Source organism: Neobacillus sp. DHD-1R (assembly GCF_057747995.1).
Window position 1 is genome coordinate 1317501 of record NZ_CM173232.1, and the last position, 18171, is coordinate 1335671.

Below are 18171 nucleotides of genomic sequence, written 5' to 3' on the forward strand. Positions count from 1 at the left end.
TGGATTGACATCAACGATGTCAGTGGTAGGAGAGCGTTCTAAGGGCGTTGAAGCTAGACCGTAAGGACTGGTGGAGCGCTTAGAAGTGAGAATGCCGGTATGAGTAGCGAAAGATGAGTGAGAATCTCATCCACCGAATGCCTAAGGTTTCCTGAGGAAGGCTCGTCCGCTCAGGGTTAGTCGGGACCTAAGCCGAGGCCGAAAGGCGTAGGCGATGGACAACAGGTTGATATTCCTGTACCACCTCTTTATCGTTTGAGTGATGGGGGGACGCAGGAGGATAGGGTAAGCGCGCTGTTGGATATGCGCGTCTAAGCAGTTAGGCTGGTAAGTAGGAAAATCCGCTTACCGTGAAGGCTGAGCTGTGACAGCGAGGGAAATTTAGTACCGAAGTTCCTGATTCCACACTGCCAAGAAAAGCCTCTAGCGAGATAAAAGGTGCCCGTACCGCAAACCGACACAGGTAGGCGAGGAGAGAATCCTAAGGTGAGCGAGAGAACTCTCGTTAAGGAACTCGGCAAAATGACCCCGTAACTTCGGGAGAAGGGGTGCTCTTTGGGGTGAATAGCCTCGAAGAGCCGCAGTGAATAGGCCCAGGCGACTGTTTAGCAAAAACACAGGTCTCTGCGAAGCCGCAAGGCGAAGTATAGGGGCTGACGCCTGCCCGGTGCTGGAAGGTTAAGAGGAGGGGTTAGCGCAGGCGAAGCTCTGAATCGAAGCCCCAGTAAACGGCGGCCGTAACTATAACGGTCCTAAGGTAGCGAAATTCCTTGTCGGGTAAGTTCCGACCCGCACGAAAGGCGTAACGATCTGGGCACTGTCTCAACGAGAGACTCGGTGAAATTATAGTACCTGTGAAGATGCAGGTTACCCGCGACAGGACGGAAAGACCCCGTGGAGCTTTACTGTAGCCTGATATTGAATTTTGGTACAGCTTGTACAGGATAGGTAGGAGCCTGAGAAGCCGGAGCGCTAGCTTCGGTGGAGGCGTCGGTGGGATACTACCCTGGCTGTATTGAAATTCTAACCCGCACCCCTGATCGGGGTGGGAGACAGTGTCAGGTGGGCAGTTTGACTGGGGCGGTCGCCTCCTAAAGAGTAACGGAGGCGCCCAAAGGTTCCCTCAGAATGGTTGGAAATCATTCGTAGAGTGTAAAGGCACAAGGGAGCTTGACTGCGAGACCTACAAGTCGAGCAGGGACGAAAGTCGGGCTTAGTGATCCGGTGGTTCCGCATGGAAGGGCCATCGCTCAACGGATAAAAGCTACCCCGGGGATAACAGGCTTATCTCCCCCAAGAGTCCACATCGACGGGGAGGTTTGGCACCTCGATGTCGGCTCATCGCATCCTGGGGCTGTAGTCGGTCCCAAGGGTTGGGCTGTTCGCCCATTAAAGCGGTACGCGAGCTGGGTTCAGAACGTCGTGAGACAGTTCGGTCCCTATCCGTCGTGGGCGCAGGAAATTTGAGAGGAGCTGTCCTTAGTACGAGAGGACCGGGATGGACGCACCGCTGGTGTACCAGTTGTCTTGCCAAAGGCATCGCTGGGTAGCTATGTGCGGACGGGATAAGTGCTGAAAGCATCTAAGCATGAAGCCCCCCTCAAGATGAGATTTCCCATAGCGTCAAGCTAGTAAGAACCCTGAAAGATGATCAGGTTGATAGGTCAGAGGTGGAAGCGTGGCGACATGTGGAGCTGACTGATACTAATCGTTCGAGGACTTAACCAAATAGAAAAGCGAAGGCGACTGGTCAACTTCGACAGACGTTGGAGAGCCGGCACTGCAAATCCTGGTTTTGGATTTGAAGGGACGGATCGAAACGGCCGAGAAGTTAGGAGCCGCAGCTGGACAATTTTTAAAGCGAACTTGAGTTTTACCACACTTCTTCTAGATTATTTAGTTTTGAGGGAATGAAAAAAATAAATTTTCCTCTTGAAAAATATAAAAAAGACATTATAATAAAATAGTGTCGAATAAATAGTCTGGTAATTAAGGCGAGAAGGTCACACCCGTTCCCATACCGAACACGGAAGTTAAGCTTCTCAGCGCCGATGGTAGTTGGGACACGCGTCCCTGTGAGAGTAGGACGTTGCCAGGCTGTAATCATATTATTCCGCAGTAGCTCAGTGGTAGAGCTATCGGCTGTTAACCGATCGGTCGTAGGTTCGAGTCCTACCTGCGGAGCCATTTTTATGGAGAGCTGTCCGAGTGGCCGAAGGAGCACGATTGGAAATCGTGTAGGCGGGTAACCCTGTCTCAAGGGTTCAAATCCCTTGCTCTCCTCCATAATTATTTTTACAATATGGCCCCTTGGTCAAGCGGTTAAGACACCTCCCTTTCACGGAGGTAACACGGGTTCGAGTCCCGTAGGGGTCACCATAATGGAGGATTAGCTCAGCTGGGAGAGCATCTGCCTTACAAGCAGAGGGTCGGCGGTTCGATCCCGTCATCCTCCACCATAGTTTTATTATTATTGTCGCGGGGTGGAGCAGTCCGGTAGCTCGTCGGGCTCATAACCCGAAGGTCACAGGTTCAAATCCTGTCCCCGCAATTTGGTCTGGTAGTTCAGTTGGTTAGAATGCCTGCCTGTCACGCAGGAGGTCGCGGGTTCGAGTCCCGTCCAGACCGCCATTTCATTGTAGGTAAGAATAACATGTTGGCTCAGTAGCTCAGTCGGTAGAGCAAAGGACTGAAAATCCTTGTGTCGGCGGTTCGATTCCGTCCTGAGCCACCATAAATTTAAAAGAATGCCGGTGTAGCTCAACTGGTAGAGCAACTGAATCGTAATCAGTAGGTTGGGGGTTCAAGTCCTCTCGCCGGCACCATAAGCTGGCAATTGTATATTATATATGTGGAGGGGTAGCGAAGTGGCTAAACGCGGCGGACTGTAAATCCGCTCCCTCCGGGTTCGGCGGTTCGAATCCGTCCCCCTCCACCATCTTTAGGGGTATAGTTTAAAGGTAGAACGAAGGTCTCCAAAACCTTTGGTGTGGGTTCAATTCCTACTACCCCTGCCAATTAATTTTATAATGGCGGTTGTGGCGAAGTGGTTAACGCACCTGATTGTGGTTCAGGCATTCGTGGGTTCGATTCCCATCAGCCGCCCCATATATATTCATCTTGAATATAGATCTAATATATTTTATTGGGCTATAGCCAAGCGGTAAGGCATCGCACTTTGACTGCGACATGCGTTGGTTCAAATCCAGCTAGCCCAGCCAAAATGCGGAAGTAGTTCAGTGGTAGAACATCACCTTGCCAAGGTGGGGGTCGCGGGTTCGAATCCCGTCTTCCGCTCCAAAATATATGGCGGCATAGCCAAGTGGTAAGGCAGAGGTCTGCAAAACCTTTACCACCGGTTCGAATCCGGTTGCCGCCTCCATAATACTTTTTGTAGTATTGATAAGTCCAGTTCATTTTAATTACGCCGGGGTGGCGGAACTGGCAGACGCACAGGACTTAAAATCCTGCGGTAGGTGACTACCGTACCGGTTCGATTCCGGTCCTCGGCATTGCTTTAAAAAACATCTTAATACGCCGGTGTGGCGGAATTGGCAGACGCGCACGACTCAAAATCGTGTTCCGTGAGGAGTGTCGGTTCGACCCCGACCACCGGTATACAATCATCGCTTGCCAATGCGATGAAAAAAACGTTTCTTACATTATGTAAGAAACGTTTTTTTATTTATCTTAATGTCCTTCAATCTTTTTTTATTTGAAATTACAACTTTTAGTTTGTTAGGCCTAATTTTTCTTTCTTTCTTTTCGTTGAAAAATGGCAATCAGTGTAGCAGAAGGTCGCTCTTCATGAGTGGCCTTCTTTTTATATATTTAATACTAATGATAAACAATAAGCTATGTCTATTAAAGATGTTATCCGGTAGATTGATCAAATAGGAACCCCTAGCTCTTTTTTTAAAAAAATCCCCTGTTTGAATTTATTAATAATCGGGTACACATAAACAAAAGGTATCTGGCACCGTCCGAAAATTCCCAAATAGTCGGGAACTTGTCGATGGTAAGCATTTAGTTTTCTGAATTTTATTCAAGTTCTTCATTTTGGAACCGTTAAGGGTTGAGAACGTTCTTACAACAAACGATTTAGAAGAAAGAACGTTTCAGCTTATAATTCAATTTTACATAGAAACTGGTATCTCTATAAACGGAGATAGAGATACGGTAAAACCTTGTATGTTTTTTTATAAACTAGATAAAGAAGAGGGGATTACTATGGAAAAGGAAATTAAAGTAGGTATTGGCTTTGCAACAGGCCGTAAACACTTCAAGCAGGTTTTAAAAACATATATTTTTAATTGGAGGGAATCTGAATTAATCTCCAATGAAAAGGTATCTTTAAACTTGTTTGTTGCCTACGATTTAAAATACCACAATACAAAGCCTACAGACTATACGAATATCAGTTCAGAATTACTAGAGCTAGTTGACGGTACCTGCTTTATTGGAAATGAAAAAATGCAGACAGAAATCAGCCAGTTAATCAAGCAGGGGATTATTAATGAAAGACAGGCAAAGCTTATTTTCGGCAGAGGATATGCCGGCAAACGCAATATCATTCAATATATGGCAATAAAAGAAGGAATTGATTACCTGATATTCTTAGATGACGATGAATATCCTCTAGCTGTTACTAATAGCGGAACAGCTATCTGGAGCGGCCAGCGAGGGCTGGACACTCATTTAAAACATATTCAGCACGCCGATATTACGAACGGCCACCACTGCGGATACATCTCTCCTATTCCATATATCAGATTTAATGATAGCTTAAAGGAATCTGATTTTCAGACTTTCATTCAGGCCATCAGTAACGACATTGTCAATTGGGATACAATTAAATCGGTGATGGAAAACGGCGGTGTTACTTATGCTGACACGAGAGTGCTTGTAAATGGGAATGCCGAGGAAGTGGAGGAAGTCAACCATTCTAAATTTATTTCCGGCTCTAATCTTTGTATTAATTTAACAGACCTAGAGCGTGTCAATCCTTTTTACAATCCTCCTAACGCCCGCGGAGAAGATACCTTTTTAGGAACCTGTCTTCATGACCGAAAAGTGCTGCGTGTGCCATGCTATACCTTCCACGACGGTTTTTCAACGTACAAGACCTTGTTAGATGGAGTGCTGCCAACGAAATTAGATTACATTCAAGCCGACTGTGAAGAAGTTATTCAGCGTTTTTACAAGGCGTGTATCGGCTGGATCCGTTATAAACCGCTATGGTTATATATTACGGATTCTAAGAGATACGAGGAAAGAATTAAAGAGATGCGTGAACAGCTGGCCGCAACTCTGCCAAAAATCTGTGAGTATTTTGGCAGAAACGATTTCATGAAGATAGCTGCCGAACTGGAAAACTATCACCGCAATGTGAAAAAGCATTATAACGATTTCATAGAAACACAGCAGGCCTGGGAAAATATTAGCAATGCGTTCAGCGGTGTAGAACCGCAGCATATGCCAAAGATTGAAACAGGTGCCTGATTGACTGTTTAACAATCATTTCTGTGATTATAGAAAGGCGAAATCCTGTTGATTGGTGCACCTGGAAAGGAAATCAACAAGCAGTTTTACACACCAATAAAAAAGGAGTTCATTATGTTTTTAAATCTTCTTGTGATTTTCATACTTCAACTGGTATATGTCCCGATTATGACTCTACGGACGATCTTTTTAGTAAAAAATATGAGTTTAGCAGCTTCACTACTTGGTATATTAGAAACATTAATCTCGATCTTTAGCTTATCCATCATATTTTCCGGTAATCAAAGCCTCACTGAAAAAATTATTTATGCCGTTGGCTTTGGTGTGGGGCTTTACCTTGGAACACGAATTGAAAATAAATTAGCAATTGGATACACTACGTTATATGTTAATTTAATGGACCAAAATGAAGAATTAATTGAAGCGTTAAGAAATAAGGGACTAGGAGTGACCATCTATGAAGGGAGCGGCCGTGATAGCAAAAGGTACCAATTAGAAATACTGACAAAGCGGAATGTTGAAACGGAAGTCATGCATTTTATTGAACAATATGACCCTAAGGCTTTCATAATTTCGTATGAACCGCGAAGATTTAAAGGCGGTTTCCTAGTGAAGGCTATGAAAAAGAATATGAAAAACAGTTCCATGAAAAACGCTCATACGCATATGGGAAAATAAATTCACAGCCAGCCGCATATCCCTCTAAAGATTAGCGGCTGGCTGTAACCATTCGGTGTATCCACCATCCCATCTCCCTTTTCAAATTAAGTGAAATAGACCTTTTTTAAAATAGTTATTTTGTGAAAAATATGGACATAAACATGTATCTTGAATGGTTATTGCTAATAATGATGTTCTTAAAAGTAAAAGAGAATAATCGACAAAATTTGCGAAAATTCCTTGACCTTTTTATGAAATGTGTGTAGTATTAATTACGTCATAAGTTTGTTAACAACATGCGGGTGTAGTTTACTGGTAAAACCTCAGCCTTCCAAGCTGATGTAGTGGGTTCGATTCCCATCACCCGCTCCATACATATTAACTAACGCAGTGTATCGTTACATAGGAGAACGATGCATTGCGTTTTTTTATTTTATTGGATATAAAAACGATGCCACTTACTGGCATCGAAGAATTTGGAAGGAAGCTTCTCCTCCATGGATTTGTGCAAACATGTTCATAAGTGATTCAGTAAGCTTTTTAGCACTTTCTAAATTGGTTGTTGGTCGTAAATAAATAATTTGCAAGGCATTTTTGGTCTCAACCGTTACTTGCTTTTTTACAGAATCAACAAACGGACTACCGAATGGACCATTCTGATCAGAAGCCAAGATAAGACGCTGTAAAGAATTTTCCCTTCCATTCAAGCCTATGTATTCCTCTCCTTCTTCTCCAATTCGGATAGCGACATCTCCTTCTAGCGCATCAAGATCATAAATACCAATGGGTACTTGATATTGTAACGAGAAAAAATTATTAATATCAATTGCACTTTGAACGGAAGAAAGATAATTTTGCTTTTGTACTCTTCTAAACAATGCTTCAGCAGAAGGACGATAGCGATTTGGATCCTTCCCAATCATTTTAAAAATGCTCCGCCATTCCTTAATAGCAGGAAGATCTGTTACAAGTTTATCTTCTAAATCGAAATAGATCGACTCTTGAAAAAGCTGGAGCCTGCCTTTTAACATTTGTGGTGAATCCCCAACAATAATATCCTTATATTCAATCACACCAAGTTTAAAGTCTGGAATGTATTCCATTATTTCTGATGAAAGTTGAATTTCCAACCATTCCACCTCCAAAATTCATTAAAAATAGTTTATCATAAATAAATGTGCTACTAATAATTTTAACAACTTTAAATAGATATGAATAATTGGAAAGGAGGGTGGCAAATGGACCCATTTACTTTAAAAGAAGAAATCATCGCGTATAGTAAAAAAATTGGTATCGATAAGATTGGATTTACGACTGCTGATCCATTCACTGATTTGAAACACCGATTAATAAGACAACAGGAACTCGGATATCAATCAGGATTTGAAGAGCCGGATATCGATAAACGGATCACTCCTTCAATGCTGCTAGAAGAACCTCGCTCGATTATTTCTATTGCCTTAGCCTATCCAGCAAAAATGAAGGAAACAGTGAAAGGGCAGAAGGGAGAGAGAAGGGGAATATTTAGCAGGGCCTCGTGGGGACTTGATTATCATCATATTCTTAAAGAAAAGCTGAAAAAGCTGGAAGAGTTTATTCAACAGAAAGTACCTGATGCTAGGGTAAAATCAATGGTCGATACAGGAGAACTGTCTGACCGAGCCGTTGCGGAGCGGGCTGGGATTGGTTGGAGCGGAAAAAACTGTGCTATCATTACCCCGGAATTTGGCTCTTACGTATATTTAGGTGAATTGATTACGACTATCCCTTTAGAACCTGATACACCAATAGAAGACCAGTGTGGGACGTGTACAAAGTGTTTAGAGGCCTGCCCTACAGGTGCATTAGTGCGAGGAGGTCAAATTAATGCACAGCGCTGTATTTCTTTTTTAACACAAACAAAGGAATTGATACCGGAAGAATTTAGGGATAAGATTGGCAATCGTGTTTATGGCTGTGATTCCTGTCAAACAGCCTGCCCTGTAAACAAGGGGATCGACTTTCATGTTCATGAAGAAATGGAACCAGACCCAGAAGTAGCCAAACCATTATTAAAGCCAATTTTAAAATTAAGTAATCGGGAGTTTAAAAATAGATTTGGTTATGTTTCAGGATCATGGAGAGGAAAGAAGCCTATTCAACGAAATGCCATTATCGCACTTGCCCATTTTAAAGATGAAACGGTAGTCCCCAATTTAATCGATATATTAGAACATGAGGCAAGTATCGTCACAAGAGGAACAGCAGCATGGGCTCTCGGGAAAATTGGTGGTAAGAACGCCCATACGGCCTTATTAAAGGCTAAAGAATATGAAAAAAACCGGGAAGTCCAAGCAGAAATAGATAAAGGCCTATGCTTTTTTAACGAAAAAGGAACGAACCGTTAACGGTTTCGCTCTTTTTTTTATAGTGAAATCCAGCCCTCTTTCATATGTATGAAAAGAAAGGGGTGGAGACTATATGCGTGAGTACCTTCAAGACTTATTTGAAAAACGGGTAAATCAATTTATAACCGATACAAGAAGTCACAGACTATTTTTCCCAAAGGCAGAAAAGAAACAAGCTTCCTTAGCAAAAAGGTCTGCCGAAATAGTGAAAGTAAAGGCAGCTGGCAGGATTATTGAAGAGTTCACTGAAGAAGAATTTCAAACAATAAAGTACCATGCCCATTATCAATATTTAATTAAGCAAAAAGGAAAATTATATATGGAAGAAGAGATGGAAGAAAGGGTGGCTAAGTTTTACAAAAATGCATTAGTTATGGATGAAGAAATCATTCCGAACCTTGAACAAAAGATCATTTCGGAATCGGCAGCAGCTGCTTTAGCTGATCATGAAGAACGGTTAAGCTATCAATATAATCGGTTAAAAGCGGTTCAATATGCGGAGCGCTGGTGGAATAGCTACAATCCTGCCTATAAAAAATTTGAAAATGATTGTACGAATTTTATTTCACAATGCCTCCATGTGGCAGGCTCACCGATGCGGGGCTATCCGAATCGTGGTTCCGGCTGGTGGTTACAAAAAAATAACTGGAGTTACAGTTGGGCAATCGCTAATTCACTAAGATTGTATTTTTCGAATTCAAAAAGCGGCTTAAGAGCAAGGGAGGTTAGTAATCCTGAGCAATTACTTTTAGGTGATGTTATTTGCTATGATTTTGAAGGGGACGGACGGTATAATCATAATACACTTGTCACGGGAAAGGATGCTAATGGGATGCCTTTAGTTAATGCTCATACTTACAATAGTCGAATGCGGTACTGGGCATATGAGGATTCCTCCGCTTATACCCCTAATATCAAATATAAGTTTTATTCCATCATTGATGAATGATTCTTGAAAGCATAAGTCAGCATGGTATAATTGCCTTTAGAGTTTTTATACGAGGTGAAGTTTTTTGTCTATACATGTAGTTTTATATCAACCACAAATACCTTCTAATACCGGAAATATTGCTCGGACCTGTGCAGGCACGGATACTAGTTTACATTTAATTCGTCCACTTGGATTTTCAACAGATGATAAGATGTTAAAAAGGGCAGGCTTGGATTATTGGGAACATGTAAATATCATTTATTATGATTCCTTAGAAGAGTTTTATGAGAAGAATGCGGGAGGAGCATTTTTCTATATTACGAAATTTGGACAAAAGCAATTCAGCAGTTTTGACTACAGTGACGCAAGTAAAGATTATTACTTTATATTTGGGCGGGAAACCACTGGTCTTCCGAAGGATGTAATTGAAAATAATATAGAAACAGCCCTAAGAATTCCGATGAACGAAAATCTTCGTTCATTAAATTTATCAAATACTGCGGCGATTCTTATTTATGAAGCATTACGCCAGCAGGATTACCCCAATCTTAAATGAAGAAAAGAGGCTCCGCAGCGGGCCTCTTATAGAAAGGAAGGAAAACGATGAATGATGTTATTTCCACGATTCTTAATCATCGCTCGATTCGTCATTTTGAGGACAAACCCCTCACTGATGAACAGATAAAAACCATTGTTGCCAGTGCACAAGCAGCGGCAACCTCTAGTTTTATTCAAGCCTATTCTATTATTGGGGTTCAGGATCAACAGAAAAAGAAAAAATTAGCGGAACTAAGTGGAAATCAGCCCTATGTGGAAAAGAATGGTCATTTTTTTGTTTTTTGTGCTGATCTGTATCGACATACCGTTATTGGAAAAAAGGAACAGACAAATGTGAACTCTTCACTTGAAAGTACCGAGAAATTTATGGTTGCTTTGATTGACGCGTCTTTAGCAGCTCAAAATGCAGTGATTGCAGCTGAATCTATGGGGTTAGGCATTTGCTATATTGGGGGGATCCGCAATAACTTAGCAGAGGTCAAACAGCTTCTTAAAATACCTGACCGGGTTATTCCATTGTTTGGACTTGCAGTTGGCTATCCCAGTAAGATTACGGAACAAAAACCGAGACTGCCCCTGGAACATATTTATCATATAGATGAATATGAGCAGGATGATGAGCTTTTCAATCAGCAGCTGGATGAATATGATCAGTTAATTTCCACTTACTATGAGCAAAGAACAGGCGGCGAAAGAAATGATCGCTGGACAGAGCAAATGGCCAAGATGCTTGAACGACCAAGAAGGATGTATATGAAGGAGTTCATCCAAAAAAACAAACTTGATATCCAATAAAAATGACTGCCAGGAGATGTAATGGTTCACTTGTGAGGTGCAAAACTGTAAAAATCAGGTCAAATCACTGATTCATTCTCACATTTTTTCGCCACTGAATTCACAGGACAAATCACATCCTTCATAGCTTGGATGAAGGACATTTTTCATGTTGCCCAACCGGGTTTTGTCCTTCATAACCCGGATGAAGGACATTTTTCATGTTGCCTAACCGATTTTTGTCCTTCACAACTCAGATGGACACAATTTTTTGTTTTGCCCAAAACTTTCAATATAATGCACATCTTAAATCACATCTATTTCACATACCCTCCAATAATTATTTCAGCCTTGTGAATCACCTTGTGATTTCATATGTGGAAAAGTTGCAAAAATTTATAATAAGCTTGTTGCACCAACGAAAAAAACGCATTAGAATTCGTCCGTGAATTCCAATGCGTTTTCATTTGTGATTCGCTTGTTTGCACCACTAAAGTGAACCCGTTACAAGAGATGGCAGTCGTTTTTTTTTTGAGAAAAGCCGCTGACCAGGCGCTTCCGCTTTTCTTATTTATTTGTACCTGGTTTGTCGTTATAACCTGCTGTGAAGATTGCCGCTAAAAATGCGATCATGACTAATATAACAATGAAAGTGTTCATGTTATGTATATCCTCCTTCGTCATACATTTTTCATTTTTTGTCCATATATTTTTATTATAGCCTAACTTAAAAAAATGAAAAGAGCAATATTCCTATTCTTAAAATAAAAAAGATAGACAGTATCCCGCATTGGTTACGCATGTTCAACTTCTTTGGTGCATAGATTATATTAATCGTCTCTGATAAAGCTACAGGGGGAGGGCCTTATGGACATTTTAAAGAAAATTGAGAGGTATCGTGAGGACGAGGAAAAACTTCGTTGGGAAGGAACATTCGCGGACTATTTATTGTTGCTTAAAGAAAAGCCATGGGTTGCACAATCAGCACATTCTCGAGTTTATAATATGCTTAAGGATGCAGGAATTGAAGAAGAAAAAGAGGCGAAGAAATACAATTTCTTTAGTAATCAATTATTCGGTTTAGAAGAATCCTTAGAACGACTTGTGGAAGAATACTTTCATCCAGCAGCCAAGAGGCTCGATGTTAGAAAACGGATTTTACTTTTAATGGGTCCTGTTAGTGGTGGTAAATCCACACTTGTGACGATGTTAAAAAGAGGTCTGGAACATTATTCCCGTACGGACAGAGGTTCAGTGTTTGCCATCAAGGGCTGTCCAATGCATGAAGATCCGTTGCATTTGATCCCACACCATTTGCGCACTGACTTTTTTCAAGAGTATGGGATCCGCATTGAGGGAAATCTTTCACCATTGAATATGATGCGGCTGGAAAAAGAATATGGCGGAAGAATTGAAGATGTTTTAGTGGAGAGAATCTTTTTCTCCGAAGATAAACGGACTGGAATTGGAACATTTAGCCCTTCTGATCCAAAATCGCAAGATATAGCAGACTTAACAGGAAGTATCGACTTTTCAACTATTGCCGAGTTTGGGTCAGAATCTGATCCGCGCGCCTATCGCTTTGACGGGGAGCTAAACAAAGCAAACCGAGGAATGATGGAATTTCAAGAGATGTTGAAATGTGATGAGAAATTCCTCTGGCATTTACTTTCTCTAACACAGGAAGGAAATTTTAAGGCAGGCAGATTTGCGCTCATAAGCGCGGATGAGCTCATCGTGGCTCACACAAACGAAACAGAATATCGTTCATTTATATCCAACAAAAAGAATGAAGCTCTCCACTCCAGAATTATAGTGATGCCAATTCCCTATAATTTAAAGGTTTCCCAGGAAGAACGAATCTATGAAAAGATGATTCGTGAAAGTGATGTATCGGATGTACACATTGCTCCACATACCTTAAAAGTTGCTGCAATGTTTACTATTCTTACTCGATTAAAGGAGCCGAAAAAAGGTGATATTGATCTGGTAAAGAAAATGCGCCTTTACGATGGGGAAAATGTAGAAGGTTTTAATCGCGCGGATGTCGAGGAACTTAAGAAGGAGTATCCAGATGAAGGCATGAGTGGTATTGACCCACGTTATGTTATAAACCGGATATCTTCGACGATTATTCGAAAAGAGGTACCATCTATTAATGCTCTAGATGTTTTAAGATCATTAAAAGATGGGCTTGACCAGCATCCATCCATTACAGCAGAGTTAAAAGAACGTTATTTGAATTATATTGCCTTAGCGCGTAAAGAGTATGATACGATTGCCAAGAATGAAGTTCAAAAGGCTTTTGTGTATTCATATGAAGAGTCGGCAAAAACTTTAATGAACAATTATCTGGATAATGTTGAAGCCTACTGCAATAAAGTAAAGCTTCGTGACCAGTTAACCGGGGAAGAAATTAATCCCGATGAAAAATTAATGCGTTCCATTGAAGAACAAATTGGAATTTCCGAAAATGCCAAGAAGGCTTTTAGAGAGGAGATATTAATTCGAATTTCTGCTTATGCGAGAAGAGGCAAGCGATTTGATTATAATTCTCACGACCGTCTAAGAGAAGCGATTCAAAAGAAGCTGTTCGCTGATTTAAAGGATGTAGTCAAAATTACTACTTCATCTAAAACACCAGATGAGCAGCAATTAAAGAAAATTAATGATGTGGTTGCGAGGTTAATTGATGAGCATGGGTATAGCTCCACATCTGCAAATGAACTATTAAGATATGTAGGTAGTTTATTGAACAGATAATCGAGGATTAAAATAGCGTGGACTGACAGAATGAATCTGTCAGTCCCTTTTTTTCCTAACTAACCGTCTTGATTTGTGCATGGACGCCTGACTAGGGTACCACACTGCAATCTTGTCCAATCACCTAGGCGAATGCCTTATTGTCGAAATTATTAGTAAATTATTCTTTCTTTCTGCATAGGATAAAGTAATCCATCATTTAGTCGTTTTTTTTCACTCGCGTTATTTTATGTTATTATTAAAAATTTGTGCAATATGGAGTTAATAAATTTTTAAGGAGGGGTTTAGAATGACTGTCGATAATCATCAATTTGTAATTTCTAAAGAAGATTGGTCCCTCCACCGAAAAGGCCACGATGATCAGCAACGGCATCAAGAAAAAGTCAAGGAGGCAATTAGTAACAATCTTCCAGACTTAATTACAGAAGAGAGTATTATAATGTCTAATGGTCGCGATGTGGTAAAGATTCCAATTCGTTCATTGGACGAATATAAAATTCGTTATAATTATGACAAAAACAAACACGTGGGCCAAGGTGAAGGTGATAGTCAGGTCGGTGATGTAGTTGCTCGAGACGGTTCGAGTGGTCAAAAGGGTCCTGGTAAAGGCCAAGGAGCAGGAGATCAGGCCGGTGAAGATTATTTTGAGGCAGAGGTTTCTTTAATGGAACTTGAGGAAGCATTATTTAAACAACTAGAGCTTCCAAATTTAAAGAAAAAAGAGGACCCAGAACATCTTATTGAAAATATTGAGTTCAATGATATTCGGAAAACTGGGTTAATGGGAAATATTGATAAAAAACGTACGATGATGTCTGCTTTTAAGCGGAATGCAATGACTGGTAAGCCTGCATTCCACCCTATTTATAAGGATGATTTAAAGTTTAAAACCTGGAATGAAGTGATCAAACCTGACTCTAAAGCAGTTGTGATTGCGATGATGGATACCAGTGGCTCCATGGGCATTTGGGAAAAATATATGGCACGCAGTTTCTTTTTCTGGATGACACGCTTTTTAAGAACAAAATACGAAACAGTAGAAATTGAATTTATTGCGCACCACACCGAAGCTAAAATAGTTTCTGAAGAAGACTTCTTCTCGAAAGGAGAAAGCGGCGGAACCATATGTTCATCCGCATACCGCAAAGCCTTAGAGGTTATTGAGACAAAGTATAATCCACGAAAATTCAACATCTATCCATTCCACTTTTCAGACGGTGATAATCTCACATCGGATAATGCCCGCTGTGTGAAGTTAGTCGAAGAATTAATGAAGGTATCCAATATGTTTGGATATGGTGAGGTAAACCAATATAATCGACATTCAACATTAATGTCAGCTTATAAAAACATCAAGGATGAACAATTCCGTTATTATATTCTTAAGCAAAAAGCAGATGTATTTCATGCGATGAAAAGCTTTTTCCAAAATGAAGAATCGAAATTGTTTGCCTAACTAAAGCGACAGGACCTAGTTCCTGTCGTTTTTATATGAAAAAAATCTTTTAATGGTAATATAATTGGTATAGACAACTATACTTATTGGGGATAAAATTAAAATATAACCTGAAAGGAAGTTTTTTAAAATGAATATAGAGGTTAAGCCTATTTTGCTTAAGGATGTACGTATTTATACAGAAAAGGGACTAATTGAAAATGGTTATATAAAAATAAATAATGATAAAATAATCGATTTTGGTTCTAGAGATGAACTTAAAGATGCGGAAGCATTTGATGTAATCGAAGTTCCTGCTCATTTCCATGTAGTGCCAGGCTTTATTGATGAACATATACATGGAGTTAATGGTGCAGACACAATGGATGCAACTAAAGAGGCCTTGGATACCATGGTCACCGCACTGCCCAAAGAAGGGACCACTAGTTTTTTAGCTACAACAATCACACAAGAAGATAAATTAATTGAAAAGGCATTAATAAATGCTGGTGACTATATACAAGTGCAGGATTCAACGGGAAAGGCTGAAGTACTGGGAATCCACCTTGAAGGGCCATTTGTGAATGCAAAAAAAGCGGGGGCTCAGCCGATAAATCATATTATTGAGCCTAATCTTTCTTTATTTAAAAGATGGCAAGAGTTGTCCAAAAATATGATTAAACTCGTTACTGTCGCTCCTGAAGTTCCTGGTGGGCTTGAATTGATTCGCCATTTAAAGGAAAACGGAATTATTGCATCCCTAGGCCATACGGACGCAACCTTTGAAGAGGTTAATGATGCTATTGAAGCGGGGGCAAATCAGGTTACCCATCTTTTTAATCAAATGAGAGGACTACATCATCGTGAACCGGGTGTAGTGGGTGCAGCCTTTTTACGAAAAGAACTAATGGCAGAAATCATCGTGGATGGGGTACATGTTCATCCGGAAATGGTAAATCTTGCATATAAAAGTAAACAAAGCGAAGGATTAATTTTAATTACAGATTCTATGCGAGCAAAGTGCTTAAAAAATGGTATGTATGACCTCGGCGGTCAAGAAGTCATTGTTCAAGATGGAAAGGCTGTTCTTGCAGATGGGACACTTGCCGGAAGTATTTTAAAATTTGGACATGCAGTCAAAAACATGGTAACTTATACCGGATGTTCACTTGAGGAAGTCATCGAAATGGCTTCAGTTAATCCAGCCAAGCAGTTAAATGTATATGATAGAAAAGGAAGCATTTCCATAGGTAAGGATGCTGACATTGTAATCCTAGATGATCAAATGGATATCTATATGACATTTTGTCGAGGGAAACTTGCCTTTAAAAAGGAGGGAAACTCACTGTGAAAATTATTGAAGTGAAGGATTATCAAGAAATGAGTCAGAAAGCAGCCGATTATATTATTAATAAGGTCTGTCAAAATCCAAAAATAACACTTGGCCTTGCAACAGGGGGAACGCCCATCGGAACTTATAAAAATTTAATAGAAGATTACCGTGAAAATGGGACTTCTTATCGACAGGTAACCACTATTAATTTAGATGAGTACATCGGTCTCTCTGGGGAAAATAAGAATAGTTATCGTTATTTCATGAATGAACAGTTGTTTAATCATATTGATATAAATAAAAATAATACACATGTACCACATGGGAATAGCACTGATATTGAGGAAGAATGCCGCCGGTATGAACAATTAATTGCTAAACAAGGGGGCATTGATCTGCAAATACTTGGAATAGGCAGTAATGGCCATATAGGTTTTAATGAACCTGAAACGTTGTTCAATACAACTACTCATGTAATTAATTTAGCCCAATCCACCATTCAGGCAAATGCAAGGTTTTTTGATCGAGTGGAGGAAGTACCAACTAAAGCCATTACAATGGGAATCGCGACTATTATGAAAAGTAAAGAAATTCTTCTTCTTATATCAGGTGAGAAGAAAAAAGACGCAATGTATCAATTATTGAATGGAAAAGTAACGGAAAGCTTTCCTGCTTCAGTGTTGAAAAATCATCCATGTGTTACAATTATAGCTGATAAAGCAGCCGTTTCGGATATCAAGGTTCACAATAATAGCTTTTAGCAGTTCAAGAAGGATTCGTGAAAAAAAGACACGTTCTTTTTCAATTAATTTAGAAGGGTGAAGAGGAGAATGATTAACAAAAAATCCCCGATTCCAATTTACTATCAGTTAGAGGAGCATATTAAAGGGTTAATTGAAAATGGTGAATTGAGTTCTGGTGATGCTCTCCCCCCTGAAAGAGAATACGCTGAAAGATATCAAATTAGCCGGATGACAGTAAGACAGGCCTTTACACAACTAGTAAATGAGGGCTATTTATATCGGCTGCAAGGTAAAGGTACATTTGTAGCAGAGCGAAAAATTGAAAAACCTCTGCAAGGTATAACGAGCTTTACAGAGGAAATGAAGGCAAGAGGATTCATTCCTGGGAGTCAGCTGGTTAAGTTTGAAATGATTTCTGCAACCAATCTAATTGCTGGGCAACTTAACATTCCTGATAATGACCCCGTTTATGAAATTATCAGGATTCGACTTGCGGACGGTGTTCCTATGGCCATTGAAACCAACTATATTTCAGCCAATTTAATTAAGGGGCTTACCGAAGAAGTGGTGAGTCAATCGATATATGCTTATATTGAAGGACAATTAAAGTTAAGAATTGATAGTGCCTCACAATTAATTGAGGCGTCCATCGCCACTCCAACTGATGCAAACTATTTACAAATTCAAAAAGGGGCACCGGTTATGCTGATTGAAAGAAACGCCTACCTTCAGGATGGAACCCCTGTTGAATTTGTTAAATCCGTTTTTCGTGCTGATCGTTACAAATTTATGATACAGATGAAACGATGAGCATCTTACTATTTAAGGAAATAGAGCTTTTAACATGTCAACAGATGCCCTGCATCTGTTGTTTTTTTTGCAATATAAGAATTTATAAGTTGTGGCTTCGAGAATTGTCCAGCTCCAGCGCCCTATCGGCTAGTGTCCTTCGCACTCCGCCCTACGGTAAGTCAACATCGAATCGCTCTGGCTCTTCGTGTTTCCTTTATCTCAGTTGGAGCGCTCCAGGCCATACGCCGCTGACCAGGGCACTTGCGCTTTTCTTACAGTCGTATATTACCACT

The 18171-nt window shown here is 40.4% G+C and carries 12 protein-coding genes, 17 tRNA genes and 2 rRNA genes (1 of these 31 cut by a window edge); 30 read left to right on the forward strand and 1 reads right to left on the reverse strand.

What is annotated here, in order from left to right; translation table 11 throughout:
* From AC3ANL_RS06190 to AC3ANL_RS06290, 21 genes are all read left to right on the forward strand, one after another.
* A 23S ribosomal RNA gene (locus tag AC3ANL_RS06190) occupies window positions 1–1728 on the forward strand; it begins 1208 nt to the left of the window's first position.
* A 253-nt stretch (window positions 1729–1981) separates the two neighbouring features.
* Window positions 1982–2098: ribosomal RNA gene (gene rrf, locus AC3ANL_RS06195) — 5S ribosomal RNA — on the forward strand.
* Between the two features lie 14 nt (window positions 2099–2112).
* Window positions 2113–2187: transfer RNA gene (locus AC3ANL_RS06200), tRNA-Asn, on the forward strand.
* 7 nt (window positions 2188–2194) lie between these two features.
* A tRNA-Ser gene (locus tag AC3ANL_RS06205) sits at window positions 2195–2286 on the forward strand.
* An 18-nt stretch (window positions 2287–2304) separates the two neighbouring features.
* Window positions 2305–2379 (forward strand) — tRNA-Glu (locus AC3ANL_RS06210).
* A gap of 4 nt (window positions 2380–2383) precedes the next feature.
* Window positions 2384–2459 (forward strand) — tRNA-Val (locus AC3ANL_RS06215).
* Between the two features lie 18 nt (window positions 2460–2477).
* Window positions 2478–2551 (forward strand) — tRNA-Met (locus tag AC3ANL_RS06220).
* A 3-nt stretch (window positions 2552–2554) separates the two neighbouring features.
* Window positions 2555–2631, forward strand: a tRNA-Asp gene (locus tag AC3ANL_RS06225).
* Between the two features lie 27 nt (window positions 2632–2658).
* A tRNA-Phe gene (locus AC3ANL_RS06230) sits at window positions 2659–2734 on the forward strand.
* Window positions 2735–2749: 15 nt separating this feature from the next.
* Window positions 2750–2825, forward strand: a tRNA-Thr gene (locus AC3ANL_RS06235).
* A gap of 28 nt (window positions 2826–2853) precedes the next feature.
* Window positions 2854–2938, forward strand: a tRNA-Tyr gene (locus AC3ANL_RS06240).
* 5 nt (window positions 2939–2943) lie between these two features.
* Window positions 2944–3017: transfer RNA gene (locus tag AC3ANL_RS06245), tRNA-Trp, on the forward strand.
* A 15-nt stretch (window positions 3018–3032) separates the two neighbouring features.
* Window positions 3033–3108, forward strand: a tRNA-His gene (locus AC3ANL_RS06250).
* A gap of 38 nt (window positions 3109–3146) precedes the next feature.
* Window positions 3147–3221, forward strand: a tRNA-Gln gene (locus AC3ANL_RS06255).
* A 4-nt stretch (window positions 3222–3225) separates the two neighbouring features.
* Window positions 3226–3300: transfer RNA gene (locus AC3ANL_RS06260), tRNA-Gly, on the forward strand.
* A gap of 8 nt (window positions 3301–3308) precedes the next feature.
* A tRNA-Cys gene (locus tag AC3ANL_RS06265) sits at window positions 3309–3382 on the forward strand.
* A 44-nt stretch (window positions 3383–3426) separates the two neighbouring features.
* A tRNA-Leu gene (locus tag AC3ANL_RS06270) sits at window positions 3427–3512 on the forward strand.
* 24 nt (window positions 3513–3536) lie between these two features.
* Window positions 3537–3618: transfer RNA gene (locus tag AC3ANL_RS06275), tRNA-Leu, on the forward strand.
* A gap of 612 nt (window positions 3619–4230) precedes the next feature.
* Window positions 4231–5502: a hypothetical protein gene (locus AC3ANL_RS06280; protein ID WP_488328381.1), complete on the forward strand. Its 1272-nt coding sequence runs from the start codon at window positions 4231–4233 to the stop codon at window positions 5500–5502.
* Between the two features lie 114 nt (window positions 5503–5616).
* Window positions 5617–6180 (forward strand): DUF2179 domain-containing protein, encoded by a 564-nt coding sequence (locus tag AC3ANL_RS06285; RefSeq protein ID WP_488328382.1) that lies wholly within the window; start codon window positions 5617–5619, stop codon window positions 6178–6180.
* A gap of 280 nt (window positions 6181–6460) precedes the next feature.
* Window positions 6461–6534 (forward strand) — tRNA-Gly (locus tag AC3ANL_RS06290).
* 86 nt (window positions 6535–6620) lie between these two features.
* Here the strand turns inward: AC3ANL_RS06290 and AC3ANL_RS06295 are convergent.
* Window positions 6621–7292: a B3/B4 domain-containing protein gene (locus AC3ANL_RS06295; protein WP_488328383.1), complete on the reverse strand. Its 672-nt coding sequence runs from the start codon at window positions 7290–7292 to the stop codon at window positions 6621–6623.
* A 108-nt stretch (window positions 7293–7400) separates the two neighbouring features.
* Here AC3ANL_RS06295 and queG point away from each other — a divergent pair, with 108 nt between their 5' ends.
* The 9 genes from queG to AC3ANL_RS06340 all read left to right on the forward strand — a co-directional run bounded on the left by queG (window position 7401) and on the right by AC3ANL_RS06340 (window position 17896).
* Window positions 7401–8549, forward strand: coding sequence for a tRNA epoxyqueuosine(34) reductase QueG (gene queG, locus AC3ANL_RS06300; RefSeq protein WP_488328384.1), 1149 nt, complete (start codon window positions 7401–7403; stop codon window positions 8547–8549).
* Between the two features lie 73 nt (window positions 8550–8622).
* Window positions 8623–9498, forward strand: a complete 876-nt coding sequence (locus AC3ANL_RS06305; protein WP_488328385.1) for an amidase domain-containing protein — start codon at window positions 8623–8625, stop codon at window positions 9496–9498.
* A gap of 64 nt (window positions 9499–9562) precedes the next feature.
* Window positions 9563–10036 (forward strand): tRNA (uridine(34)/cytosine(34)/5-carboxymethylaminomethyluridine(34)-2'-O)-methyltransferase TrmL, encoded by a 474-nt coding sequence (gene trmL / locus AC3ANL_RS06310; RefSeq protein WP_488328386.1) that lies wholly within the window; start codon window positions 9563–9565, stop codon window positions 10034–10036.
* A gap of 47 nt (window positions 10037–10083) precedes the next feature.
* On the forward strand, window positions 10084–10833 hold the full coding sequence (gene nfsA / locus AC3ANL_RS06315; protein ID WP_488328387.1) for an oxygen-insensitive NADPH nitroreductase: 750 nt from the start codon (window positions 10084–10086) through the stop codon (window positions 10831–10833).
* An 846-nt stretch (window positions 10834–11679) separates the two neighbouring features.
* Complete coding sequence (locus AC3ANL_RS06320; protein ID WP_488328388.1) at window positions 11680–13575, forward strand: PrkA family serine protein kinase; 1896 nt, start codon at window positions 11680–11682, stop codon at window positions 13573–13575.
* A 289-nt stretch (window positions 13576–13864) separates the two neighbouring features.
* Window positions 13865–15031, forward strand: coding sequence for a sporulation protein YhbH (gene yhbH, locus AC3ANL_RS06325; RefSeq protein WP_488328389.1), 1167 nt, complete (start codon window positions 13865–13867; stop codon window positions 15029–15031).
* 130 nt (window positions 15032–15161) lie between these two features.
* Entirely contained in the window at window positions 15162–16361 is a 1200-nt protein-coding gene (gene nagA, locus AC3ANL_RS06330; RefSeq protein ID WP_488328390.1) for an N-acetylglucosamine-6-phosphate deacetylase, read from the forward strand.
* Window positions 16358–17104: a glucosamine-6-phosphate deaminase gene (gene nagB / locus AC3ANL_RS06335; RefSeq protein ID WP_488328391.1), complete on the forward strand. Its 747-nt coding sequence runs from the start codon at window positions 16358–16360 to the stop codon at window positions 17102–17104. The genes nagA and nagB overlap by 4 nt, the downstream gene beginning before the upstream one ends.
* A gap of 69 nt (window positions 17105–17173) precedes the next feature.
* The gene (locus AC3ANL_RS06340) at window positions 17174–17896 is read left to right on the forward strand and encodes a GntR family transcriptional regulator (protein ID WP_488328392.1); all 723 of its coding nucleotides are present in this window, start codon (window positions 17174–17176) and stop codon (window positions 17894–17896) included.
* Window positions 17897–18171 lie beyond the last annotated feature (275 nt).